Here is a 23,061-nt window from a genome sequence, read left to right on the forward strand (position 1 = left end):
TCCGTACGGTGTCCGGGTGATCAGGCGTCTTGTTCTCGCGGCCACCCTGCTGGTCCTCGCCGGGTGCGGCGGACCGGAGGCCGGCGGGCGCGGCGACCCGTGGACCGCCGCGGGCGTCGACGCACCGGCGATCGCCGAACGGCAGGAGAACGGCCGGACCGTCGTGGTCGTCGCCGCCACCACGACGCTGCCGCTCCCGGCCGAGAAGAACCGCACCGGATTCGACCGGCGGGCCGCGAAGATCGTCTGGCGCAACCACGCGGGCCGGGTCGACGCGATCGACCTGACCACGGACAGCGGCAGTTCCGAGCCGTACCGGCGGACGTGGGAGCGGGCCGCGCTGGAGGCCGCGTTCGGTCCCCGCCCGGCCGGGCTGGACCTCGGACGCGAGCCCGCGGCCGGTCCGGCGCCCGCGGCCGGGCCGTTCGCGGACCCGCACCCGGCCACGGCCGGCGCCGCCGCTCAGATCGTCATCGACGTGCTGCACCGCACCGCCCGCGACCACTTCGGCGTGGCTCTCCCGGCGCCGCTGACGCCGGAGCCCGGCGCCGAGTGCTACGACGCCGGGCTGTTCGGTGACCAGCCGAGCGGCACCGTGCGGAGCGGATATCCGGTCGAGTTCCCGGCCGGCTTCACCACCGCGGACCCGGAGTCGCTGCTGCCCGGCCTGGCCGGCTACTGGGCGTCGCTGGGCCTGCGGGTGGACACCGGCCGGCTGGACGACGGGCTGGCGGACCTCACCGCCACGGTTCCCGGCACCGGCAGCGTCACGGTGACCGTGCGCGACTCCGGTGAGCATCCGATGAACATCCATGGGTACACGGACTGTCTGCCGCCGCGATGATCGGGGCAAGGCATGATGTGTGGGTCATACGAACCAACCGATGGGCAGGATGCAGATGAGCACAGCCGCCGACAGCGTCATCGCCGTGCTGCGGGCCGGGCATGACAGGCTGACCGCGTTCGTGGGCACGCTGTCCCCGGACGACCTGACCCGGCGCTCGGCCGCCGACGAGTGGACGGTCGCGCAGGTGCTCAGCCACCTCGGCAGCGGCGCCGAGATCCACCTGGCCACGGTCGCCGCCGGCCGGGACGGCACGCCGGCGCCCGATTCGGACTTCAACAAGGGCGTCTGGGCGCGCTGGGACGCGATGGCGCCGGCCGAGCAGGCGGCCGGGTTCGTCGAGTCGAACGGCCGGCTGATCGAGATGTTCGAGGCGCTGGACACCACGCAGCGGGAGAACGTCCGGGTCGTCTTCGGCTGGCTGCCGGCCCCGGTCGACGTGGCCACCTCGGCGCGGCTGCGGCTCAGCGAGTTCGCGCTGCACGCCTGGGACGTCGAGGCCGCGCTGGACCCGCGCGCCCGGGTGGGCGCGGACGCGGTGTCGATCCTGATCGGGCACGTCCCGAACATGTTCGGCTTCCTGAGCCGGACCGAGTCGCTCGGCGGCCGGGAGTACCGGCTCGCGGTCCGGCTGACCGACACCGACCAGGAGTTCGGTCTGCACCTGGGCGACTCGGTGGCGAGGACGGAGACGCCGGCGGAGCCGGACGGCACGCTCGCACTGCCCGCGGAGAAGCTGATCCGGCTGGTCTACGGCCGGCTCAAGGAGCCGTACGACACGGACGGCGTCTCGGTCACCGGGCCGCTGAGCCTGGACGACCTCCGCCGCGTCTTCCCGGGCTTCTGACCGTGGCGGACCTGCACCGGTTCGTGGACGCCCAGGAGGGCGTCCACGAACGCGCCCTGTCCGAACTGACCGCGGGGGACAAGCGCAGCCACTGGATGTGGTTCGTCTTCCCGCAACTGGCCGGCCTCGGCCGCAGCGACACGGCCCGGCGGTACGCGCTCGCCTCGCTCGACGAGGCCCGTGACTACCTGGCCCACCCGGTCCTCGGCGCGCGCCTGCGGGAGTGCACGCGCGCGGTGCTCGCGGTCCGGGACCGCACGGCGGAGCAGATCCTCGGCGGCGTCGACGCGCAGAAGCTCCGCTCGTCGATGACGCTGTTCGCGCTCGCCGCCCCGGACGAGACGCTCTTCCGCGAGGTCCTGGACCGCTACTACGACGGCGCGCCGGACCCGCTCACCGAGGAGCTGCTCACCCGATGATCGTGATCGTGCCGGCCGACCCGATGCGGCCGCGCCGGCCCGACGAGCACTTCGCGGCCGAGGCCGCGGCCGCGCGGGAGGCCGGGGCCGAGGTCGCGGTGGTCGACCACGACGCACTGGCGGCCGGCGGGGACGCGGACCGGGCGGTGGCCCGGGTCCCGGCCGGCCCGGACGTGGTCTACCGCGGCTGGATGCTGCCGGCCGAGGGCTACGCGGCGATGGCGGACGCGCTGGCCCGGCGCGGTGCCACGCCGCGGACCAGCGCGGCGGACTACCGGCGCGCCCACGAACTGCCCGGATGGTACGACGCGCTGCGCACGGTCACGCCCGAGTCGGTCTGGACGCGCGGTGACCACCGGGCCGCCTTCGACCAGGCCCGCGAGCTGCTGAAGGACGGGCCCGCGGTGCTCCGGGACTACACGAAGAGCGCGAAGCACCACTGGCACGAGGCCGCGTACGTGCCCCGGCTGGCCGACGCGGACGCGGCCTGGCGGGTCGCGTCCCGGCTCCGGGAGCTGCGCGGCGACGACTTCACCGGCGGGTTCGTGCTGCGCCGCTTCGAGCCGCTGACCGCGCCCGAGGTCCGGACCTGGTGGATCGCGGGCGAGGCGCGCCTGGTCGGGCCGCATCCGGACACGCCGGAGGACGTCGGCACGCCGGACCTCACCGCGGTCACGCCGCTGGTCGCGCGGCTCGGCCTGCCGTTCGTCACGGTGGACCTGGCGCGCCGGGAGGACGGCGAGTGGCGGGTGGTCGAGCTGGGCGACGGGCAGGTCAGCGACCGGCCGAGCGCGGTACCGGCGGCGGCGCTGATGGCGGCGCTGCTCGCCGGGTGAAGCGGTCCGGCCGGCCGCCCGGGCCCCACCCGAGCCGGCCGGCCACGCTCAGCGGACGCGCAGCTCCAGCACCGAGTAGCCGTACTGGCCGTTGCGTGCCGTGGCGTACAGCCGGACATATCGGGCGACCGCGGGCTCGCGCACGGTGACCGTACCGCCGCTGCCGCTGGTCGTCCGGTAGAGCACGGTCCAGGTCCGGCCGTCCGTCGACGCCTCGACGCGGTAGGCGGTCGCGTACGCGTGCTCCCAGACGACCTCCACCTCGCTCACCGCCCACGCCTCGCCCAGGTCCACGGTCAGCCACCCCGGGTCGGTGAACGCGCTGCTCCAGCGGGTGCCCAGGTCGCCGTCGACCGCGTTCGACGCCTTCCACGGGTCGCCCTCCACGCCGGAGACCTCGACACCGCGGCGCAGCGCCAGGTTCGCGCCGCTCGGATTGGCGCGCCCGGCCGGGCGTGGTGGCGTCTTCTTCACCGACGGCGGCTCCGGCCGCGCGCCGGACGCGCTCGGGCCCGGGCTCGCCGACCCGGTCGCGGCGGGCGTCGCGGACGGGGACGCGGACGGGGGCGCGGAGGTCGCGGCCGGTGCCGGCGAGCCCGGCCCGGCGTCCGGCGGCGCCGCCACCTCCACCGTGGTCACCGGCACCACCACGCCGACCCGGTCGGCGAGCGGTGCGGCCCGCGCCGCGAGGAACACCGCCGCCGACGCGGCCACGGCCAGCACGACCAGCGCGGCACCGACCAGCAGCGGCGTCCGGCGACGGCCCTCCGGCACGGGCGCGGCACCGGCCTCGCCGGCACCCCCGGCCGCGGCACCCCCGGCCGCGGCACCCCCGGCCGCGGCACCCCCGGCCGCGGCACCCCCGGCCCCGGCACGCCCGGCCCCGGCGCTCAGCGCTCCGGCGTTCGGCGCCCCGGTGGCCGGCGCGTGCTGGTCCGGTGCCGGCGCCGGTGTGTGCGGTCCGTCCGGAACGTCCGCCACCCGGCGCGGGAACATCGTGCGCAGCGCGTGCGCCCGGTCGGCCGCGTAACCGGCCCGGTCCGCGTCGTCAGGTGGAACGGTCACGTCGTCGTGCCTCCGCGGTGTGGTAATTGTCGGTTGCGTAGGGATCAGCGCCGTCTTGACGCGTTCTGTCACCGGCCGGCCGGTGCCCCGGCGCGGGTCACCGCGACGGTAGGGACATCGGGCGTCCGCCGGACAGCCCAACCGCTGTCCACGGGTGTTCATCCGCACGCCCACCCCTTCCGGACCGCACCCGGCGCCGAGTGGCAGATTCTTCCCAGCCTCGCCGGGTAAGAAGCCGGGATGGACGTGAAGACCTGGTGGGCACGCAGGATCGACCGGCACGACTGGCTCGGCCTGCGGTTGACGCTCGCGGCCCTGGCCGCCGCACTGATCCTCATCCCGTTCTCGGTGATCGCGATGCTGGTGGTGTCGCGCTGGGAGCCGCTGCGCGCACTCGACCAGCGGGTGGCGGAGGCGCTCTACACGTTCGCGCGGGCCCGGCCCGGCTGGGTCGACGCGGTGCAGACCTGGACCGACGTGTTCGCGCCGACGCCGCTGCGGATCACCGTGGTGCTGCTCGCGGTGCTGCTCTGGTGGCGTGGCTCGCGCCGGGTCGCGCTCTGGGCGGTCACCACGATCGCGGCCGGTGGCGCGCTCGGCCTGCTGCTGAAGCTGCTGTTCGGCCGGGACCGTCCGGCGTTCCTGGACCCGGTGTCGTCCGCGCCCGGCTACTCGTTCCCGTCCGGGCACGCGATGACCGCCGCGCTCGCCTCCGCCGTGCTGCTGCTGATGCTGCTCCCGCTGACCGACCGCCTGCCGTACCGCCGCCTGGTCCGCGCCGCGATGTGGGCCGCCGCGCTCGCGGTCGCGCTCGGCACCGGCCTCAGCCGGGTCGCGCTCGGCGTGCACTGGACGAGCGACGTGCTCGGCGGCTGGATCGCGGGCATCGCCGTGGTCGCCGCCACCGCAGCCGCCTTCGAGACCTGGCGCGGCGCCGCCCACCGCCCGATCACCGAGGGCCTCCGCGAGGCCCAGCCCGCCACCCACTGAACGGCGCGGCACGGTGGGACGCGGTCCGGTCCGGGCCGCGGCGGACCGGGCGGTCGCCGGGTGGCCGGACGCCGGATGAGCCTGGTTTGACGCGGCGTGATGTCCGGGTATGGATCCGGCCATGTCACTCGCCGGAACCTGGGCCGTGGTGCGGCAGGCCGCCGCACGGCTGGTGCTGCCCCTCGTACTCCTCTATGCCGTCATGGTCGGTCTGGGCATGCTGATCACCCGGGTGGTCGACGACGTCTGGCCGCTGACCGTGGAGGACGACCTCAACCGTCAGCTGGTGACGGAGCGGGGCGGGACCTCGGACGCGATCTCGAAGGTGTTCAGCACGCTGGCCGACACGCACGTCGTCATCGGGATCACCGCGGTCATCGCGCTCGCCCTCTACGTGACGTCGCGCAACTGGCGGGAGCCGGCGTTCCTGATCGGTGCGGTCGCCGCGCAGTCCATCATCTTCGTGCTGACCACGCTGATGATCGACCGGGAACGCCCGGCCGTGGAGCACATGGACGTGTCGCCGCCGACCTCCAGCTTCCCGAGCGGTCACACGTCGGCCGCGATCGCGCTCTACGTCGGGGTGGGGCTGGTGATGGCGGCCCGGTGCACGACGCGGCGCGGTCGCTGGACGTGGCTGGCGCTGCTCGTCTCGATACCGATCGGCGTGGCACTGACCCGGATGTACCGCGGCATGCACCACCCGAGCGACGTGGTCGGTTCGCTGGTCAACGCGACCACGGTGCTGTTCATCATGGCGCGCGGTTTCCTGGACCGCACCGTCCACTGGGGGCGGGAGAAGGTGGGCGCGGTCCGAGAGGCGGTCGCGGCCCGGACCTGACCGGGCTCTCGAGGTCGTCGGCGGGGTGCACATCACGTGCGCCCCGCCTATTTTCGTTGTTCGATGGATCGAGGGTGCTGACCGGGCGCGGCGATCGTACTAGCGTGACACCTGAACGGCGGTTTATATTGCACTGTGAGTGCACAAACTGCGGAGGGTGGGGCACCGATGGCGGAGCAGCAGCGGGTGGCGATCGTGACCGGGGCGGCGCGCGGGATCGGGGCGGCCACCGCCCTCCGGCTCGCCGCGGACGGGTTCGCGGTCGCGGTCCTGGACCTGGCCGAGGCGGACGCGAAGGGCACCGCGGACGCGATCGTGGCGGCCGGCGGGCGCGCGCTCGCGGTCGGCGCGGACGTGGCAGACGCCGCGCAGGTCACCGCGGCCGTCGACCGGGTCGCGGCCGAGCTCGGCCCGCCGCTCGCGCTGGTCAACAACGCCGGCGTGATCCGGGACAACCTGCTGTTCAAGATGACCGAGGCGGACTGGGACACGGTGCTCGGCGTGCACCTGCGCGGCGCGTTCCTGATGACCCGGGCCGTGCAGGCGCACATGACGGCCGCGAAGTGGGGCCGGATCGTCAACCTGTCCAGCACGTCCGCGCTCGGCAACCGCGGCCAGGTGAACTACGCGGCCGCGAAGGCGGGCATGCAGGGCTTCACGAAGACGCTCGCGCTGGAGCTCGGCCCGTTCGGCGTGACCGCGAACGCGGTCGCGCCCGGCTTCATCGTCACGGACATGACCGCGGCGACCGCGGCCCGGGTCAAGGTGCCGTTCGACGTCTACCAGGAGAAGGCCGCGGAGCAGATCCCGGTACGGCGGGTGGGCCGTCCGGAGGACGTCGCGCACACCATCTCGTTCCTCGTCTCCGACGGCGCCGGCTTCGTCTCCGGCCAGGTCGTCTACGTGGCGGGCGGCCCGCGTGACTGACGTCCGGGAGCTGGCGCGGGCCTTCCGCGCGTCGGTGCCCACGGACGACCCGGTGGAGTTCCTGCGGGCCCGGTTCGACGCCGGGCTCGCCTGGGTGCACTACCCGGCCGGGCTCGGCGGGCTCGGCCTGCCCCGCGAGCAGCAGGCGATCGTGGACGAGGAGCTGGCCGGCACGCCGTCCAACGACCCGCGCCGGATCGGCATCGGGCTCGGCATGGCCGCGCCCACCGTCCTCCGGCACGGCACTCCCGAGCAGCGGCGGCGCTTCCTGCGTCCGCTGTGGACCGGCGAGGAGCTGTGGTGTCAGCTGTTCAGCGAGCCGGGCGCCGGGTCCGACCTGGCCGGGCTGGCCACCCGCGCGGTCCGGGACGGCGACGGCTGGCGGGTCACCGGGCAGAAGGTCTGGACCTCGATGGCGCACCGCGCCCGCTGGGCGATCCTGCTCGCCCGCACCGACCCGGACCTGCCCAAGCACCGGGGCCTGACGTATTTCGTCTGCGACATGACCGCGCCCGGCGTGGACGTGCGGCCGCTGCGGCAGCTCACCGGCGAGGCGGAGTTCAACGAGGTGTTCCTGACCGACGTGTTCCTCCCGGACGACCTGCGGCTCGGCGCGGTCGGCGAGGGCTGGGCGGTCGCCCGGACCACGCTGATGAACGAGCGCGTCTCCATCGGCGGCGGGTCGCTGCCGCGCGGCGGTGGCCTGATCGGCATGCTCACCTCGCTCTGGACCGACCGGCCGGACGTGCGCACCGCCGCGGCGCACGACGAGATGATGCGGCTCTGGGTGGCGGCCGAGGCGGCACGGCTGACCGGCGTCCGCGCGCGGCAGCAGCTCGCGGCCGGCGACCCCGGCCCGGAGGGTTCCGCGGTCAAGCTCGCGTTCGCCGAGCTGGCGCAGCGGATCACCGGCCTGGAACTGGAGCTGCGCGGCGCCGAGGGACTGCGGCACGACGACTGGACCATGCGGCACGGCGAGGCGGTCGACTTCGAGGGGCGGTCACCGACGTACCGGTGGCTGCGCGCGAAGGGCACGTCGATCGAGGGCGGCACGTCCGAGATCCTCCGCAACATCATCGCGGAGCGGGTGCTGGGCCTGCCGGCCGAGCCGCGCACCGACACCACCGTCCCGTGGCGGGAGCTGCCCCGATGAACCTGCTGTACAGCCAGGACGAGGAGGCGCTGCGCGACTCGCTGCGCGACCTGCTCCGCACGCGGGCCGGCTCGCCGGACGACGGCTTCGACGCGGAGGTGTGGCGGCTGCTCACGGTGGAGCTGGGCGTGACCGGGCTGGTGATCCCGGAGAAGCTCGGCGGTGCGGGCGCGAGCCTGCGCGAGGCCGCGCTGGTGATGGAGGAGCTGGGCCGGTTCCTGACGCCGGTGCCCTACCTCGGCTGCGCGGTCATGGCGGTGACCGCGCTGCGGGTCGCGGGCGACACGGCGATCCTGCCCCGGATCGCGGACGGGTCGGTGTGCGCGGCGCTGGCGGTGCCGTTCGCCGGTCCGGCCGGCGACGTGCGGGTCACCGACGGGACGCTGACCGGGCGCCTGGAGTCGGTCGCGGACGCGCTGGCCGCGGACGTGCTGCTGGTGCCGGCCGGCGGCGACCTCTACGAGGTGGCGGCGGACGGGCCGGGCGTCACCCGTACCCCCGTGGTGTCCCTGGACGTCACCCGGCCACTCGTGGACGTGGCGCTGTCCGCGGCACCCGGGCGCCGGATCGGCCCGGCGCGGCCGGCGCTGGGCGCCGCGCGCACGGCCGGGGCCGCGCTGCTGGCGTCGGAGCAGCTCGGCGTGGCCGAGTGGTGCCTCGACACGACCGTGGAGTACGCGCGGACGCGGATCCAGTTCGGCCGGCCGATCGGCTCGTTCCAGGCGATCAAGCACCGGCTGGCCGACGTCTGGGTGTCGGTGACGCAGTCCCGCGCGGTGGCCCGGTTCGCGGCCGGCGCGGTGTCCGGTGCGGATCCGGACGGTGCCGAGCCACGGCTGGCGGCCGCGCTGGCGCAGGCGCACTGCGGTCCGGTGGCGGTGCGGGCGGCGGAGGAGTGCGTGCAGTTGCACGGCGGGATCGGCTTCACCTGGGAACACCCGGCGCACCTCTACCTGAAGCGGGCCAAGACCACGTCGATCGCGCTCGGCACCGCCGCCGCGCACCGCCGGCAGCTCGCCGGGCTGCTCGGCCTCACGCCCGCCGGGACGCCGTGACCACCAGCGTGGTGACCCGCACGGTGAACGCGCCGTCGATCGCCGCGCCCATCCGGTCCAGCAGCGGGCGGAGTCGTCCCGGCGGCAGGCGGGTGTAGAAGCCCTGGGTGGGCACCATGTCCAGCCACTCCTCGCGGGTGTAGCGGCGCTCCGACCCGAACCGCCACTCCGCCGGCTCGGTGAAGGCGCCCGCCGCCCGGATCCCGTCCGCGGCCGTCGCGCCCATCGCGGAGTAGGCCGCGGCCGCGTCCGGCGGCAGGCGCGGCAGCTCGGGCAGCACCTCCGCGTTGATCTGCGCGAACGTCTCGGCGACCGCGGGTTCCGGCTGCATCGCGTTCCAGAACACCGCGAGCCGGCCGCCGGGGCGCAGCACCTCGGCCGCGCGGCGTGCGCCGGCGACCGGGTCGACCCAGTGCCAGGTCTGACCGGCGATGACCAGATCGACGGTCCGGCCGTGCGGCTCCCACGCCTCGAACGTCGACTCGTCCACCTCGATCCCGCCCCGTCGGGCCAGCGCGGCCATCCGCGGGTCCGGCTCCACGCCGTGCACGCGGCAGCCGGCCCGGCGGAACGGGCGCGCGGAGATGCCGGTGCCGCAGCCGACGTCCAGCACGTCGATCCGCTGCCCCGGGGTGGCCTCGACGATGGCGCGCACCATCTCGGCGGGGTAGCCGGGTCGGGTGCGGTCGTAGCGCTCGGCATCGACGCCGAACGACTCCGCGACCTGGCGCTGCTCGTGTGTCCTCGGGTTAGTGGGCATTCGCCCACTCTAGTGGGCGAGTGCCCATTAGGCGAGCCGGTACTGTCGTGGTGTGCCGACCGGTGTGGCGATTCGTGACGTGCGCGAGCACCTGTTCGCCGCCGCCGAGCGGATCCTGGTCCGGGACGGCGCCGCGGCGCTGACCAGCCGTGCCGTCACCGCCGAGGCCGGCGTCGCCAAGGGCGTGCTGCACCGGCACTTCGCGGACTTCGACGGCTTCCTCGCCGACCTGATCGGCGACCGCATCGCCGGGCTGGCCCCGCGGTCCGCCGCGCTCCGCGAGTCCGCCGGCACCGGCACCGTGGTGGGCAACCTGGCCGGCGCGATCACCGAGCTCTTCACCTCCGTCGCGGTCGGGCTGATCAGCCTGATGATCTTCCGCGACGACCTCCGGGCCCGGCTCCGCACCGAACACCCCGGCGGCGTCCCGCTGCTGGCCGACGCGACCGCGATGATCGCGTCCTACCTCACGCTGGAACGCGACGCCGGCCGGCTGGCCCCGGACGCGGACCCGCAGATGCTCGCGTACACGCTGATCGGCTCCGGTCATCTGCTTTCCGCCGGGCGCCGTGACTCCCCGCCGGACGAGGCCGAGGTCTCCCGCATGATCACCTCGGTCGTCGCCCCGGCGCTGCGCTGACGCCCGCACCCGGGGGATCGGCGCAGCCTGGGATCGGCGGGCCGTGGTAGCCGTCCGTGGCTCCGGCCAAGGTGGAGGGACCCGAGCCGGGCGGACGTCGTCGCCGGCCGGGGTGTCCTGTCCGGCGTGCGACCCGGGAGAGCGTATGGATTCGCGAGATGTGTCGGGTGTGTCCCGGCGAGGGGTGCTGGGCGGTGGTGCCGCCCTCGCGGCGGTGCCGTTGCTGGGCGCGGGGGCGGCCCCCGCGGCGGCGGCGCCGGATCACGGGCCGGCCGGCGACCCGGTCGTGACGGTACGGGTGGAGGTCAACGGCGAGCCGCGGGCGATCGAGGTGGACCCGCGGGTGACGTTGCTCGACACGCTGCGTGACCGGCTGGGGCTGACCGGCACGAAGAAGGGCTGCGACCGCGGTCAGTGCGGCGCGTGCACCGTGCACGTGGACGGCCGACGGGTGCTGTCCTGCCTGACGCTGGCCGCGGTCACCGACGGGTGCGCCGTCACCACGATCGAGGGCCTGGCGCAGGGCGAGAAGCTGCACCCGATGCAGCAGGCGTTCGTGGAGCGGGACGGCCTGCAGTGCGGCTTCTGCACGTCCGGCCAGATCATGTCGGCGGTCGGGATGGTCCGGGAGGGGCGGCCGAGAACCGACGACGAGATCCGGGAGCGGATGTCCGGCAACATCTGCCGGTGCAGCGCGTACCCGTCCATCGTGGCGGCGATCAAGGACGCGCAGCAGGTGATGCGCTGATGCGAGGGTTCACGTACTCCCGGCCCACGTCGGTGCGCGACGCGGTGGCCGGGGCCGGGCCGGGCACCGCGTTCCTGGCCGGCGGCACGACGCTGGTCGACCTGATGAAGCTCGAGGTGATGAGCCCGGGCGAGGTGCGCGACATCAACCGGCTGCCGCTGCGGGGCATCACGCTGGACGCGGACGGGCTGCACCTCGGCGCGCTGGAGCGGATGAGCGACGTCGCCGCGCACCGCACGGTCCGCACGGACTACCCGGTGATCGCGGAGGCGCTGGAGCTGAGCGCGTCCGGACAGCTGCGCAACATGGCCAGCATCGGCGGCAACCTGTTGCAGCGCACCCGGTGCGGGTACTTCCGGGACGTCGCGTCGCCGTGCAACAAGCGGGAACCGGGCAGCGGCTGCGCGGCGCTGACCGGCGTGAACCGCGGCCACGCGATCCTCGGCACCAGCGAGTCGTGCATCGCCACGCACCCGAGCGATCTGGCGGTGGCGCTGGTCGCGCTCGGCGCGAGCGTGCGTCTGACGTCGGCGCGCGGGACACGGACGGTACCGCTGGACGCGTTCTACCCGCTGCCCGGCGGCACACCGCACGTCGAGAACGCGCTCACGCCCGGGGAACTCGTCACCGGCGTGACCGTGCCGCGGTCGCGCTGGGCGGCGCACTCCACCTACCTCAAGATCAGGGACCGGCAGTCGTACGAGTTCGCGCTCGCCTCCGCGGCCGTCGCGCTCGAGGTGCGCCGCGGCACGATCGTGCAGGCCCGGGTCGCGGTCGGCGGCGTGGCGACCCGGCCGTGGCGGCTGACCGCGGTGGAGACGGCACTGGCCGGCCGGCGCGCCACGGACGAGGTCTTCGAGGCGGCGGTGGCGCGGGCGGCGGACGGCGCGCAGCCGCGCGAGCACAACGGTTTCAAGCCCGCACTGCTCCGGCGTACGGTCGTCCGCGCGCTCACCGTGCTGCGCGAGCGCGGCCATGCTTGAGCTGGCACCGGCGCTGGCCGGATCCACCGAGCCGTTCGTGGCCGCCACGGTGGTGAGCGTGCGGGGCAGCGCGCCCCGGCAGCCGGGCGCGTCGCTGGTGGTGACCGCGGACGGGACGATGCTCGGCAACGTCTCCGGCGGCTGCGTCGACGCCGAGGTCTACCAGGCCTGCCAGGAGATGCTGGCCGGCGACGGCACGCCCCGGCTGATGCGGTTCGGCTACAGCGACGCCGACGGGCTCGGCGCCGGCCTCACCTGCGGCGGCACGATCGAGTTGCTCCTGCGCCGCTACGACCTCGGTGCGGAGCCGGACCTGGCGGCCGCGCTGGCCGCCGCCGCCCGCGACGAGCCGGTCGCGGTGTCCACCGTGGTGCGCGGCCCGGACGTGGGCCGGGTGATTGTGGCCGGGGTGGTCGCGGACGCGGCGGACGAATCCGGCACGCTGGTGGAGCGGCACGAGCCCGCGCCCCGGATGCTGATCTTCGGTGCGATCGACCACGCGGCGGCGCTCGCTCAGGCCGGCACGTTCCTCGGCTACCGGGTGACGGTCTGCGACGCACGGGCCACGTTCGCCACGGCGGCGCGGTTCCCGCACGCGGCCGAGGTGGTCGTCGACTGGCCGCACCGATACCTGGCCGGCCAGCGGGTGGACGCGCGGACGGCGATCTGCGTGCTCACCCACGATCCACGGTTCGACGTGCCGCTGCTGACCGCGGCGCTGCGGTTGCCGGTCGCGTACGTCGGGGCGATGGGTTCCCGGCGCACCCACACCGACCGGCTGGCGCGGTTGCGCGCGGCCGGGCTGACCGACGCGGAACTGGACCGGCTGCACTCGCCGATCGGGCTCGACATCGGCGCCCGGACGTCACCGGAGATCGCGCTGTCGATCGCGGCGGAGATCGTCGCGCAGCGGCGCGGCGGTGCCGGCCTGCCGCTGCGCGGCGGTGCCGGCCTGCCGCTGCGCGGCGGCGTCCCCGTTCACCGGCTCGATCACGGGGTCGGCATCTTCGACGGGCAGGGGACACGGTGACCGTCACCCGCCGGTCCGCATCGCGGCGTCCGGCGCGATGACGACGCCGCCGGCGGCCGGCGGGGCCGGGGCGACCACGGCCACGCGATGTCCGGGCGCCGGCGGCACCGTTCCGGACGGAACCGATCACATTGGACGAAGTGCTGGTGGACGGCGCGGGATATTGATGATTCCGTGTTGTGTCAGAGGTATTGACGCGGCGTTGCAGGAATATACACTCCCAGTGTAATTACCTCGGCCGGCCCGTCGCACGGGCGACGACCGCTCGGCGAGGTGCTGGGCGAGGTGACCATGGGCGCACCACCGCACAACGCACCATCCGACGGGGCACCATCCGACAGGGCACCATCCGACGGGACGCCATCCGGGCAGGCACCGGTGTCACCGGGGCTCGAGCTCGCCGGCATCGGCGTGCGGTTCGGCGGGCTCACCGCGCTGGACGACGTCTCGCTGACCGTCCCGCCCGGCCGGATCGTCGGCGTGATCGGGCCGAACGGCGCGGGCAAGACCACGGTGTTCAACGTGATCTGCGGCTTCGTGGCGCCGCACACCGGCACGCTGTCGCTCGGCGGCCGGCCGCTGCGCCCGAAACCGCACCGGCTCGCCCGGGCCGGGATCGCCCGCACGCTGCAGGGCGTCGGCCTGTTCGCCGGGCTCACGCTCGCGGAGAACGTGATGACCGGCGCCCGGGCCCGGGCCGGGTTCGTCTCGTCGCTGCTCGGCGCGCCGTGGGCCGCGCGGGACGAGCGGCGGCTGCGGACCGAGGCGCTCGCGCTGCTGGACAGCCTGGACATCGCGCGGCACGCGGACGCGCTGCCCGCCACCCTGCCGTACGCGATTCAGAAGAAGGCCGGGCTGGCCCGCGCGCTCGCCGCCCGCCCGCGCCTGCTGCTGCTCGACGAGCCGGCCGGCGGCCTCGGCGCGGAGGAGATCGACGAGCTGGCCGCGCTGATCCGGGACCTGCCGTCGAGCGCGGGCACGGCCGTGCTGCTGGTCGAGCACCACATGGACCTGGTGATGTCCGTCTGCGACGAGATCGTCGTGCTCGACTTCGGCCGGGTCGTCGCGACCGGCACGCCGGACCGGGTGCGCGGCGAGCCCGCGGTCGCCGCCGCCTACCTCGGCACCGAGGCGATCACCCCGGACGGCGCGGCCCTCGCTCCCCGCGACACCCGGCTCGCGGCCACCGGACCGGCCGACGCCGCGGCCGGCGGCGCGACGACTCGTGACGCCACGGCCGGCAGCGCCACGGCCGGCAGCGCCACGGCCGGCAGCGCCACGGCCGGCGGCACCACGGCTGGTGACGCTACGACCGGCGGCGCGTTGGTCGACGGCGCGACGGCCGACGGTGCCGCGGCTGGTGGTGCCGCGGCCGGTGGGCGGCCGCCCGATCCGCCGCCGGGCGGGTCCGGTGACGGCGTGGTGGCGATCCGATGACCGCCACCGCCGATCCGGCGCCGGGCCCCCGGCACGCGGCCCCCGAGGAACCACTGCTCCGGATCTCACACCTCACCGCCGGGTACGGTGCCGCCCCCGTGCTGCACGACGTGACGCTCGCCGTGCCGCCCGGCGCGATCGTGGCCGTGCTCGGCGCGAACGGGGCCGGCAAGACCACGCTGCTGCGTACCGTGTCGGGGTTGTTGCGTCCGTCCGCCGGCAGCGTGCGACTGTCCGGCGTGGACCTGGCGCGGGTCCCGGTCGAGCACCGGGTCCGGCGCGGCATGGCGCACGTGCCGGAGGGCCGCGGCGTGGTCGCGGAGCTGACCGTGGACGAGAACCTGCGGCTCGGTGGCCTGTGGCGATCCGACCGCCGGGACGCCCGCCGCGCGCTCGACGAGGTCTACGCGCTGTTCGACCCGCTCGCCCGGCGGCGCGGGCACGCCGGGCACCAGCTGTCCGGCGGCGAACGGCAGATGCTGGCGATCGGCCGCGCGCTGGTCGCCCGCCCCCGCCTGCTGCTGCTCGACGAGCCGTCGCTCGGCCTCGCGCCCCGGGTCACCGCGCAGCTCATGGGCCTGCTGGCGAGCCTGCGCGACGACACCGGGCTGGCCGTGCTGCTGGTCGAACAGAACGTGCGCAGCGCGCTCTCGGTCGCCGACCGGGGCGTGGTCATGTCACTCGGCCGGGTGGTGCGCGACGCGGACGCCGCGGACCTGCGCGACGACGACGCCCTCCGGCACGCCTACCTGGGGTTCTAGCATGGAACGACTCGCCTTCCTCACCGTGGACGGGCTGACCCGTGGCGCGGTCTACGCCGCGATGGCGCTCGCGCTGGTGCTCATCTGGCGCGGCGCCCGAATCGTCAACTTCGCCCAGGGCGCGATGGCCGTGGCGGCCGCGTACGTCGCGCACAGCGTCACGGCCGCCACCGGCTCGTTCTGGCTCGGCTTCCTCGCCGCGCCGGTCGCCGGGCTCGCGCTCGGCTGGCTGGCGGAACGCCTGGTGATGCGCCACGTCGGGCACGACCGGCCGCTGAACGCGGTGATCGTCGCGCTCGGCCTGGTCCTGCTGATCACCGCGGTGCTCGGCATCGTCTACGGCAACGAGTTCCGGCCGGCGCCGCCCGCGTTCGACCGGACGGCCGGGTTCGCGCTGCTCTCGCCGTACGACATCTTCGTGTTCCTGTCCGTGGCCGTCACGGTCGGTGCGCTGGCCCTGCTGTTCACCCGCAGCAAGGTCGGCCTGCGACTGCGGGCGTCCGCGTTCGCGCCGGAGGTGTCCCGGCTGCTCGGCGTGAACGTCGGCGGCATGCTGCTGCTCGGCTGGGTGCTCGCGGCCGGCGTCGGCGCGCTCGCCGGGATGCTGATCATCCCGACCGAGTTCGGCCTGCACCCGAACGCGATGGACCGCTCGTTCGTGGTCGCGTTCACCGCGGCCGTGGTCGGCGGCCTGGACAGCCCGGCCGGCGCGGTGATCGGCGGGCTCGCGGTCGGCCTGGTGCTGTCGTTCGTCGGCGGCTACCTCGGCGACCAGGTCACACCGCTGGCGATCATCGTGCTGCTGCTGGCCGTGCTGCTGATCCGCCCGGCCGGCCTGTTCGCCAAGCCCGCGGCGAGGCGGATATGAGGCGGTACATCGCGACGATCGGCGCGGCGGCGATCCTGCTCCCGCTGACCTACGTCCTTCCCGCGTTCCAGAACTACCAGCTCGCCACGGTCGCGGCCTACCTGTGCGCGACCGCCGGGCTGACCGTCCTCACCGGACAGAACGGGCAGCTGTCGCTCGGCCACGGCGCGCTGATGGCCACCGGGGCGTACACGGTCGCGCTCATGCAGAACGCGATCGGCAACCTGCCGCTGTCCCTGGCCGCCGGCGTCGTGGTCACCACGGTCGCGGGCGCGGTCATCGGGCTCGCCGCGGCCCGGCTCCGCGGCCCGTACCTGGCCGGCGTCACGCTCGCGGTCGCGGTCGTGGTGCCCGGCCTGACCACCATGTTCGACGACGTGCTCGGCGGCGACCAGGGGCTCACGTTCTACCTGGCCCCGCCGCCGTTCGGCTACGACTTCCCGTTCGAGCGCTGGCAGGCCTGGATCGCGCTGGCCGCGGCGCTGCTCACCATGCTGCTGCTCGGCAACCTCGCCGGGAGCCGGTACGGCCGCGAGTTCCGCGCGGTCCGCGACGACGAGATCGCCGCCCAGCTCTCCGGCATCCATCTGGCCCGCACGCAGATCCTCGCGTTCGTGGTCAGCGCCGCCGCGGCCGGGCTCGGCGGGGGAGTCCTCGCGGTCCTCGCCCAGAGCGTGTCGCCCGGCGCGTTCTCGCTCACGCTGTCGCTGTTCCTGGTGATGGCGATCGTGGTCGGCGGGCTCGGCAGTCTGGCCGGCGCGGTCTGGGGCGCGATCCTCCTGGTCGCGCTGCCGGACCTGACCGCGCGCGCCACCGATGTGTTCGCGCTGCCGGCCGCGTTCGCGCAACGGCTGGAGGGAAACCTGCCGCTCGCGATCTTCGGCGGCACGCTGATCGTCGTGATGATCATGGCGCCGGGCGGCATCCACGGGCTGGTGACGCACCAGCTCACTCAACGGATCGGGAAACGAGGTCGATAATGCGCAGGACAGTGCTGACGCTCGCCGCCGTGCTCGTGGTCGCGGGCTGCTCGTCCGAACCCGGTTCCGGTGGCGGCGCGTCCGTGCCGGGCGTCACCGACACCGAGATCGTCATCGGTACGCACATGCCGCTCACCGGCCCGGCCAGCGCCGGGTACTCCCAGATCGCGCCCGCCACCAAGGCCTACTTCGACTTCGTCAACGCGGCCGGCGGCGTCAACGGGCGGAAGATCACGCTCAAGGTCAAGGACGACGGCTACAACCCCGCCAACACCCAGCAGGTGGTACGCGAACTGGTGCTCCAGGACAAGGTCTTCGCGATCCTGAACGGGCTCGGCACGCCCACCCACACCGGCGTGCTCGACTTCCTCAACAGCCAGCGGGTGCCGGACCTCTTCGTCGCGTCCGGCAGCCGCAGCTGGGACCAGCCCGGGAAGTATCCGGGCACGTTCGGCTTCAACCCGGACTACACGGTCGAAGGCAAGATCCTCGGCTCGTACGTGCAGCAGAACCTGCCCGGCAAGAAGACCTGCTTCCTCGGCCAGGACGACGACTTCGGCCGGGACAGCCTGGCCGGCGTGACCGGCGTGCTCGGCGACGCGGGCGTGGCGGTGAAGCAGACCTACACCACCAGCGTCACCAACGTCGGCCCGCAGGTCGACGCGTTCCGGTCCAACGCCTGCGAGGTCGTCGTCCTGGCGACCGTCCCCGGCTTCACCGCACTCACCATCGGCACCGCGGCCCGGCAGGGCTTCACACCACAGTGGATCGTGTCGAACGTCGGCGGCGACTACAACACGCTGGCCAAGTCGCTCGGCGACGCCGCACCGCTGCTGGAGGGCCTGCTCGGCGCGAACTACCTGCCGGCCGCGTCCGCGGCGTCCGACCCGTGGGTCCAGCTGTTCCAGAGGATCAACACCCAGTACAACGCGGGCGCGCCGTTCGACGGCAACACCGTCTACGGCATGTCCGTCGGCTACCTCTTCGTCCAGGTGCTGCAGGCGGCCGGCCGGGAGCTGACCCGCGAGTCCCTGATCGACGCGGTCGAGAAGGGCGGCTACACCGGCCCGGGACTGGGCCCGCTCCGCTTCTCCGCCGACGACCACTCCGGCTACGGCGGCCTCCGGATGACCAGGGTGACCGACAAGGTCCAGGACTACTTCGGCCCGACCTACGAGACCGACTCGGAGGGCGGCCCGGTCACCGAGTACACGCTCACACCCCCGGCCCCACCGGCCAACGGCATTCCACCGGCGGCATAGCCCATGAGGCCGGGCCCCGGCCCGGCCTCATCCCGCGGTTCTCCTGCTTCGGACCCGGCTCGGTTCCGGCCGCTCCGGCGGGCGCGAGGCGTCACCCGGCCGAGCGGGCGACGCCTCGCCCGGCACGTCCGACATTTCGCGATACCGTGCCCCAGGCTGTGGTGATGGCGATTCCGGCGAGCGAGTGGCCCAGCCCTGAGTGATCAATCAGGTGTGCGAAAGGTAGATCAAACAGCGAAGATGACCTCTCTTTTGCACACCTGATTGATCGCTCAGGGATGGAGGTCCGGCTTGCCGCGGTCGTGGCGCGTCGCCGGTGGCGGTTGTGGCAGGGCTGGTGGCCGGCGCCGGTCGGGTGTGGCGGGTGGCGGACGGGGCCGCCTGGTGGGGCGGCCGGGTGGTGGCGTGTGGAGTGCGGGGCGGGCCGGGTCAGGGGTAGATGCGGGAGAGTGTCTGTGCGACGCAGACCGGCTTCGTGCCGCCCTCGCGTTCGATCGTGACCTCCGCCGCGATCTGCAGGGCGCCGTTCGCGACCGGTGTGACCGTGAGCAGTTGCACCCCGGCGCGGACCCGGGACCCCGCCGGCAGTGGCGCCGGGAAGCGGACCCGGTCGAGCCCGTAGTTGATGCCCATCCGCACCCCGTCCACCCGGTAGACCTGCCAGGACAGTGCCGGGATCAGGGACAGCGTCAGGTATCCGTGCGCGATCGTGGTGCCGAACGGGCCGGTGGCGGCGCGGGCCGGGTCGACGTGGATCCACTGGTCGTCGCCGGTGGCCTCGGCGAAGGTGGAGATCCGGGACTGGTCGACCTCGGTCCACTCGCTGTGGCCGAGGTGTTCGCCGGCGGCGGCCGCGAGCGCGCCGGGGGAATCGAAGACTCTCATCGTGGAGTACCTCCTGAAGCCGTGACATCGGCGACGTTACCCGGGCAGAATCCATCCAAGGAACGGTTAAGTTTATGCACCGGCAATGTAAAAATCCATCGTTGACCGCCGAGACGCGACCGTCCTAGTATTTGCATCGGCGGTGCACAAATCTGGAGGTGCAGTGACCGACGACAGCACAGGCCTGAGCGGCCGGACCGCGGTCGTGACCGGCGCGTCCCGGGGCATCGGCCTCGGCATCGCCCGCCGCCTGATCGACGACGGCGCCAACGTGGTGATCACCGCCCGCAAGGAGGACGCGCTCGCCGAGGCCGTGGCGCAACTCGGCGAGCGGGCCCGGGGCGTCGCCGGCAAGGCGGACGACGACGACCACCGCGCGGCCGCGATCGCCACCGCGGTCGAGGCGTTCGGAAAGGTCGACATCCTGGTCAACAACGCGGGCATCAACCCGGTCGCCGGCGCGCTCGCCGACCTGGACCTCGGCGCGGCCCGCAAGATCCTCGAGGTGAACCTGATCGGCGCGCTCGGCTGGACGCAGCGCGCGATCAAGGACGGCGGCATGACGACCGGCTCCGTGGTCAACATCTGCTCGGTCGCCGGGATCACGCCGTCGCCGGGCATCGCGTTCTACGGCGTCAGCAAGGCCGCGCTCAGCCACCTGACCGCGTGCCTCGCGGTCGAGCTCGGCCCCGGGATCCGGGTCAACGCGGTCGCGCCCGCGGTGGTCAAGACCCGGTTCGCGACCCCGCTCTACCAGGGGCGGGAGGAGGAGGTCGCGTCCACGTACCCGTTGCGCAGACTCGGCGTGCCGGAGGACGTGGCCGGTGCGGTCGCGTTCCTCGTCTCCGACGCGGCCGGGTGGATCACCGGGCAGACGCTGGTGCTGGACGGCGGCCTCACGCTCACCGGGCGGGTCGGCGCATGAGGGCCTGGCAGGTGCGCGAGCTGGGCGGCATGACGCTGCACCACGAGGTGGACGTGCCCACCCCGGGCCAGGAACAGGCCCTGCTGCGGGTACGGGCCTGCGCGCTCAACTTCCCGGACGCGCTGCTGGTCCAGGGGCGTTACCAGGAGCACCCGCCGCTGCCGTTCACGCCCGGCATCGAGCTGTGCGGCGAGGTCGTCGACCCCGGCGGCACCGGTCTACGGCCCGGCGACCGGGTGATCGGCGGTGCCGCGCTGCCGCACGGCGCGCTCGCCGACTACGCCACGGCCGACGCGCGCTTCCTCTATCCGGCACCGCCCGGCCTGGACGACGAGAGGGCCGCCGCGTTCTTCGTGGCGTACCAGACCGGCTGGGTCGGCCTGCACACCCGCGCACAGTTGCGCCCGGGCGAGACGCTGCTGGTGCACGCGGCGGCCGGTGGCGTCGGCTCGGCCGCGATCCAGCTCGGCAAGGCCGCGGGCGCCCGGGTGGTCGGCGTGACCGGCGGCCCGGAGAAGGCCCGGATCGCCCGCGAGCTCGGCGCGGACGCGGTGGTGGACCGGCACACCGACGACCTGGTCGGCGCGCTGAAGGAAGCGTGCGGCCCACGCGGCGCCGACGTGATCTACGACCCGGTCGGCGGTGCCGCGTTCGCCGCGTCCACGAAGGTCGTCGCGTTCGAGGGCCGGATCGTGGTGGTCGGCTTCGCGTCCGGTGACATCCCGCGGGCCGCGACGAACCACGCGCTGGTCAAGAACTACAGCGTGGTCGGCCTGCACTGGGGCCTCTACCGCAGCCGCCGTCCCGAGGTCGTGCACGAGGCCGCGGCCGCGCTCGCGGAGCTGGCCGCGAAGGGCGCGATCGACCCGTACGTGTCCCGCACGCTCCCGCTGGACCGGGCCGACGAGGGACTGGCCGCGCTCGCCCGCGGCGAGACCACCGGACGGGTGGTGATCGTGCCATGACCGGCCTGGAACTGCGGAACGCGGTCGTGGTGATCACCGGCGCCGGTTCCGGGATCGGTGCGGCGATGGCCCGCCGGTTCGCGGCGGACGGCGCCACCGTCGTGGTCAACGACCTCGACCCGGTGGCGGCGCACCACGTCGCGCACGAGGTCGGCGGGCGGGCGTTCGCCGGTGACGCGTCCGACGCGGACTTCGCGGAGCGGCTCGTCTCGTTCGCCTGGGGCTCGCTCGGCCGGCTGGACCTGTTCTGCGCCAACGCGGGCGTGCCCACGGCCGGCACCGAGGCCGCGCCGGCGGCGGATTGGGACCGCGCCTGGCGGGTGAACGTGCTGGCCCACGTGCACGCGGCGAAGGCCGCGCTTCCCCGGTGGCTCGACCGGGGAAGCGGGCGGTTCCTGGTGACCGCGTCCGCGGCCGGGCTGCTCACCATGCTCGGCTCCGCGCCGTACTCGGTGACGAAGCACGCGGCGATCGGGTTCGCGGAGTGGCTGCGCGCCACGTACGCGCACCGGGGCATCGTCGTCCAGGCGCTCTGCCCGCAGGGGGTGCGCACGCCGATGCTCTCCGGCACCGGCCCGCTCGGCGCGATGCTGCTCGGCCGCGACGCGATCGGCGCGGACGAGGTCGCGGACCGGGTCCGGGAGGCGCTGTCCGACGACCGGTTCCTGATCCTGCCGCACCCGGAGGTGGCGGACTTCTACGCGCGCCGCGCCGCCGACCCGGACCGCTGGCTCGGCGCGATGAACCGCCTGCAGCAGAAGGCGGAACATCCGGTCCCGAAACCGCGGGAGGCGCCGTGGCCCGCGTGACGGACAGCCCGCCCGGCCTGGACCTGGACGCGCTCCGCAAGCACCTCGACGACGCGGTGCCCGGCCTGGTGACCGGCCCGCTGGACGGCGCGGTGATCGCCGGCGGGCGGTCCAACCTGACCTACACGGTCACGGACGGCGTCACCACCTGGGTGGTCCGGCGGCCGCCGCTCGGGCACGTGCTCGCGACCGCGCACGACATGGGGCGCGAGCACCGGGTGATGGCCGCGCTGCACGGCACGGCCGTGCCCGTACCCGCGATGGTGCACCTCTGCCTCGACGCCGACGTGATCGGTGCGCCGTTCTACGTGATGGAGCACGTGCGCGGCGCCGTGCTGCGCGACCCGGAGTCGCTGGCCGCGCTCGGCCCGGAGCGGGTGCGGGCGCTCGCGTTCCGGCTGATGGACACGCTCGCCGACCTGCACGCGGTCGACCCGGCCGCGGTGGGGCTGCACGACTTCGGCCGGCCGGACGGGTTCAACGCGCGGCAGGTGTCCCGGTGGCGGCGCCAGCTCGACGGCTCCCGCAGCCGCGACCTGCCCGGCATCGACGCGCTGGCCGGCCGGCTCGCCGCGACCGCGCCGGAGGTGTCCGCCGCGAGCATCGTGCACGGCGACTTCCGGCTGGACAACACGCTGGTCGACACCGCGCACGGCGACCGGGTCGCGGCCGTGCTCGACTGGGAGATGTCCACGCTCGGCGACCCGCTCGCCGACCTCGGGCTGCACGTGCTCTACCTGGGCACGCCGATGCCGGCCGCGCGCGGCTCGCACGACCCGGTCACCACCGTCCCCGGGCACCCCACCACCGAGCAGCTGATCACGCGGTACGCCGAGCGGTCCGGCCGGGACTGCACGGGTCTGGGCTGGTACACCGCGATGTCCGCGTTCAAGCTCGCGGTGATCCTCGAGGGCGTCCACTACCGCTACACGCAGGGCAAGACCGTCGGCGCGGGCTTCGACACGATCGGCGCGCGCGTGCAGCCGCTGGTCGACCGGGGCCTGGCGGCGCTACCGCGAGAGCAGGGGTGA

25 protein-coding genes are annotated in these 23,061 nt (G+C 74.5%); 22 read left to right on the forward strand and 3 right to left on the reverse strand.

Annotation, left to right across the window (positions count from 1 at the left end; translation table 11 throughout):
• Positions 1 to 16: 16 nt before the first annotated feature.
• Genes J2S44_RS33305 through J2S44_RS33320 form a run of 4 tightly spaced genes read left to right on the forward strand, consistent with a single transcriptional unit; the run spans position 17 to position 2,946 of the window.
• Complete coding sequence (locus J2S44_RS33305) at positions 17 to 844, forward strand: hypothetical protein (protein ID WP_310422072.1); 828 nt, start codon at positions 17 to 19, stop codon at positions 842 to 844.
• A gap of 55 nt (positions 845 to 899) precedes the next feature.
• The gene (locus J2S44_RS33310) at positions 900 to 1,691 is read left to right on the forward strand and encodes a maleylpyruvate isomerase N-terminal domain-containing protein (protein WP_310422075.1); all 792 of its coding nucleotides are present in this window, start codon (positions 900 to 902) and stop codon (positions 1,689 to 1,691) included.
• A 2-nt stretch (positions 1,692 to 1,693) separates the two neighbouring features.
• Positions 1,694 to 2,110 (forward strand): DUF1810 domain-containing protein, encoded by a 417-nt coding sequence (locus tag J2S44_RS33315; protein WP_310422078.1) that lies wholly within the window; start codon positions 1,694 to 1,696, stop codon positions 2,108 to 2,110.
• Positions 2,107 to 2,946, forward strand: a complete 840-nt coding sequence (locus tag J2S44_RS33320) for an ATP-grasp domain-containing protein (protein ID WP_310422081.1) — start codon at positions 2,107 to 2,109, stop codon at positions 2,944 to 2,946. Before J2S44_RS33315 ends, J2S44_RS33320 begins: the two co-directional genes overlap by 4 nt.
• 48 nt (positions 2,947 to 2,994) lie before the next feature.
• On the opposite strand, the gene J2S44_RS33325 is transcribed toward J2S44_RS33320, so the two are convergent.
• A complete protein-coding gene (locus tag J2S44_RS33325; RefSeq protein WP_310422084.1) occupies positions 2,995 to 4,011 on the reverse strand; it encodes a discoidin domain-containing protein in 1,017 nt (338 codons plus the stop codon).
• 240 nt (positions 4,012 to 4,251) lie between these two features.
• Here J2S44_RS33325 and J2S44_RS33330 point away from each other — a divergent pair, with 240 nt between their 5' ends.
• From J2S44_RS33330 to J2S44_RS33350, 5 genes are all read left to right on the forward strand, one after another.
• Positions 4,252 to 5,001, forward strand: coding sequence for a phosphatase PAP2 family protein (locus J2S44_RS33330; RefSeq protein WP_310422087.1), 750 nt, complete (start codon positions 4,252 to 4,254; stop codon positions 4,999 to 5,001).
• A gap of 121 nt (positions 5,002 to 5,122) precedes the next feature.
• Entirely contained in the window at positions 5,123 to 5,842 is a 720-nt protein-coding gene (locus J2S44_RS33335; protein ID WP_310422090.1) for a phosphatase PAP2 family protein, read from the forward strand.
• Between the two features lie 168 nt (positions 5,843 to 6,010).
• The gene (gene fabG, locus J2S44_RS33340) at positions 6,011 to 6,769 is read left to right on the forward strand and encodes a 3-oxoacyl-ACP reductase FabG (RefSeq protein ID WP_310422093.1); all 759 of its coding nucleotides are present in this window, start codon (positions 6,011 to 6,013) and stop codon (positions 6,767 to 6,769) included.
• Entirely contained in the window at positions 6,762 to 7,922 is a 1,161-nt protein-coding gene (locus tag J2S44_RS33345) for an acyl-CoA dehydrogenase family protein (protein WP_310422096.1), read from the forward strand. Before fabG ends, J2S44_RS33345 begins: the two co-directional genes overlap by 8 nt.
• Positions 7,919 to 8,977: an acyl-CoA dehydrogenase family protein gene (locus J2S44_RS33350; protein WP_310422099.1), complete on the forward strand. Its 1,059-nt coding sequence runs from the start codon at positions 7,919 to 7,921 to the stop codon at positions 8,975 to 8,977. The genes J2S44_RS33345 and J2S44_RS33350 overlap by 4 nt, the downstream gene beginning before the upstream one ends.
• On the opposite strand, the gene J2S44_RS33355 is transcribed toward J2S44_RS33350, so the two are convergent.
• Positions 8,955 to 9,737, reverse strand: a complete 783-nt coding sequence (locus tag J2S44_RS33355) for a class I SAM-dependent methyltransferase (protein WP_310422101.1) — start codon at positions 9,735 to 9,737, stop codon at positions 8,955 to 8,957. The two genes, J2S44_RS33350 and J2S44_RS33355, sit on opposite strands and share 23 nt — an antisense overlap.
• A 52-nt stretch (positions 9,738 to 9,789) precedes the next feature.
• On the opposite strand from J2S44_RS33355, the gene J2S44_RS33360 reads away from it, so the two are divergent.
• The 9 genes from J2S44_RS33360 (at position 9,790) to J2S44_RS33400 (ending at position 18,446) form a co-directional block, all read left to right on the forward strand.
• Positions 9,790 to 10,377 (forward strand): TetR/AcrR family transcriptional regulator, encoded by a 588-nt coding sequence (locus J2S44_RS33360; protein ID WP_310422104.1) that lies wholly within the window; start codon positions 9,790 to 9,792, stop codon positions 10,375 to 10,377.
• Positions 10,378 to 10,663: 286 nt separating this feature from the next.
• Positions 10,664 to 11,125, forward strand: coding sequence for a (2Fe-2S)-binding protein (locus tag J2S44_RS33365; protein WP_310430056.1), 462 nt, complete (start codon positions 10,664 to 10,666; stop codon positions 11,123 to 11,125).
• Positions 11,125 to 12,108, forward strand: a complete 984-nt coding sequence (locus J2S44_RS33370) for an FAD binding domain-containing protein (RefSeq protein WP_310422107.1) — start codon at positions 11,125 to 11,127, stop codon at positions 12,106 to 12,108. Before J2S44_RS33365 ends, J2S44_RS33370 begins: the two co-directional genes overlap by 1 nt.
• The gene (locus J2S44_RS33375; protein WP_310422110.1) at positions 12,101 to 13,138 is read left to right on the forward strand and encodes an XdhC family protein; all 1,038 of its coding nucleotides are present in this window, start codon (positions 12,101 to 12,103) and stop codon (positions 13,136 to 13,138) included. The genes J2S44_RS33370 and J2S44_RS33375 overlap by 8 nt, the downstream gene beginning before the upstream one ends.
• A gap of 378 nt (positions 13,139 to 13,516) precedes the next feature.
• The gene (locus J2S44_RS33380; RefSeq protein WP_310422113.1) at positions 13,517 to 14,575 is read left to right on the forward strand and encodes an ABC transporter ATP-binding protein; all 1,059 of its coding nucleotides are present in this window, start codon (positions 13,517 to 13,519) and stop codon (positions 14,573 to 14,575) included.
• On the forward strand, positions 14,572 to 15,336 hold the full coding sequence (locus J2S44_RS33385) for an ABC transporter ATP-binding protein (RefSeq protein WP_310422118.1): 765 nt from the start codon (positions 14,572 to 14,574) through the stop codon (positions 15,334 to 15,336). The genes J2S44_RS33380 and J2S44_RS33385 overlap by 4 nt, the downstream gene beginning before the upstream one ends.
• A gap of 1 nt (position 15,337) precedes the next feature.
• A complete protein-coding gene (locus J2S44_RS33390) occupies positions 15,338 to 16,204 on the forward strand; it encodes a branched-chain amino acid ABC transporter permease (protein WP_310422121.1) in 867 nt (288 codons plus the stop codon).
• Positions 16,201 to 17,184, forward strand: a complete 984-nt coding sequence (locus J2S44_RS33395; protein WP_310422124.1) for a branched-chain amino acid ABC transporter permease — start codon at positions 16,201 to 16,203, stop codon at positions 17,182 to 17,184. Before J2S44_RS33390 ends, J2S44_RS33395 begins: the two co-directional genes overlap by 4 nt.
• The gene (locus J2S44_RS33400; RefSeq protein WP_310422125.1) at positions 17,184 to 18,446 is read left to right on the forward strand and encodes an ABC transporter substrate-binding protein; all 1,263 of its coding nucleotides are present in this window, start codon (positions 17,184 to 17,186) and stop codon (positions 18,444 to 18,446) included. Before J2S44_RS33395 ends, J2S44_RS33400 begins: the two co-directional genes overlap by 1 nt.
• A gap of 429 nt (positions 18,447 to 18,875) precedes the next feature.
• On the opposite strand, the gene J2S44_RS33405 is transcribed toward J2S44_RS33400, so the two are convergent.
• Positions 18,876 to 19,331 (reverse strand): MaoC family dehydratase, encoded by a 456-nt coding sequence (locus J2S44_RS33405; RefSeq protein WP_310422129.1) that lies wholly within the window; start codon positions 19,329 to 19,331, stop codon positions 18,876 to 18,878.
• A 163-nt stretch (positions 19,332 to 19,494) separates the two neighbouring features.
• Between J2S44_RS33405 and J2S44_RS33410 the strand changes: the two genes are divergently transcribed.
• Genes J2S44_RS33410 through J2S44_RS33425 form a run of 4 tightly spaced genes read left to right on the forward strand, consistent with a single transcriptional unit; the run spans position 19,495 to position 23,061 of the window.
• Positions 19,495 to 20,256, forward strand: coding sequence for an SDR family oxidoreductase (locus J2S44_RS33410; protein ID WP_310422132.1), 762 nt, complete (start codon positions 19,495 to 19,497; stop codon positions 20,254 to 20,256).
• Positions 20,253 to 21,221, forward strand: coding sequence for an NADPH:quinone oxidoreductase family protein (locus J2S44_RS33415; RefSeq protein ID WP_310422135.1), 969 nt, complete (start codon positions 20,253 to 20,255; stop codon positions 21,219 to 21,221). Before J2S44_RS33410 ends, J2S44_RS33415 begins: the two co-directional genes overlap by 4 nt.
• The gene (locus J2S44_RS33420) at positions 21,218 to 22,030 is read left to right on the forward strand and encodes an SDR family oxidoreductase (RefSeq protein WP_310422138.1); all 813 of its coding nucleotides are present in this window, start codon (positions 21,218 to 21,220) and stop codon (positions 22,028 to 22,030) included. Before J2S44_RS33415 ends, J2S44_RS33420 begins: the two co-directional genes overlap by 4 nt.
• Positions 22,018 to 23,061 (forward strand): phosphotransferase family protein, encoded by a 1,044-nt coding sequence (locus J2S44_RS33425; RefSeq protein WP_310422141.1) that lies wholly within the window; start codon positions 22,018 to 22,020, stop codon positions 23,059 to 23,061. Before J2S44_RS33420 ends, J2S44_RS33425 begins: the two co-directional genes overlap by 13 nt.

Source organism: Catenuloplanes niger (genome assembly GCF_031458255.1).
GTDB classification, from domain to species: domain Bacteria; phylum Actinomycetota; class Actinomycetes; order Mycobacteriales; family Micromonosporaceae; genus Catenuloplanes; species Catenuloplanes niger.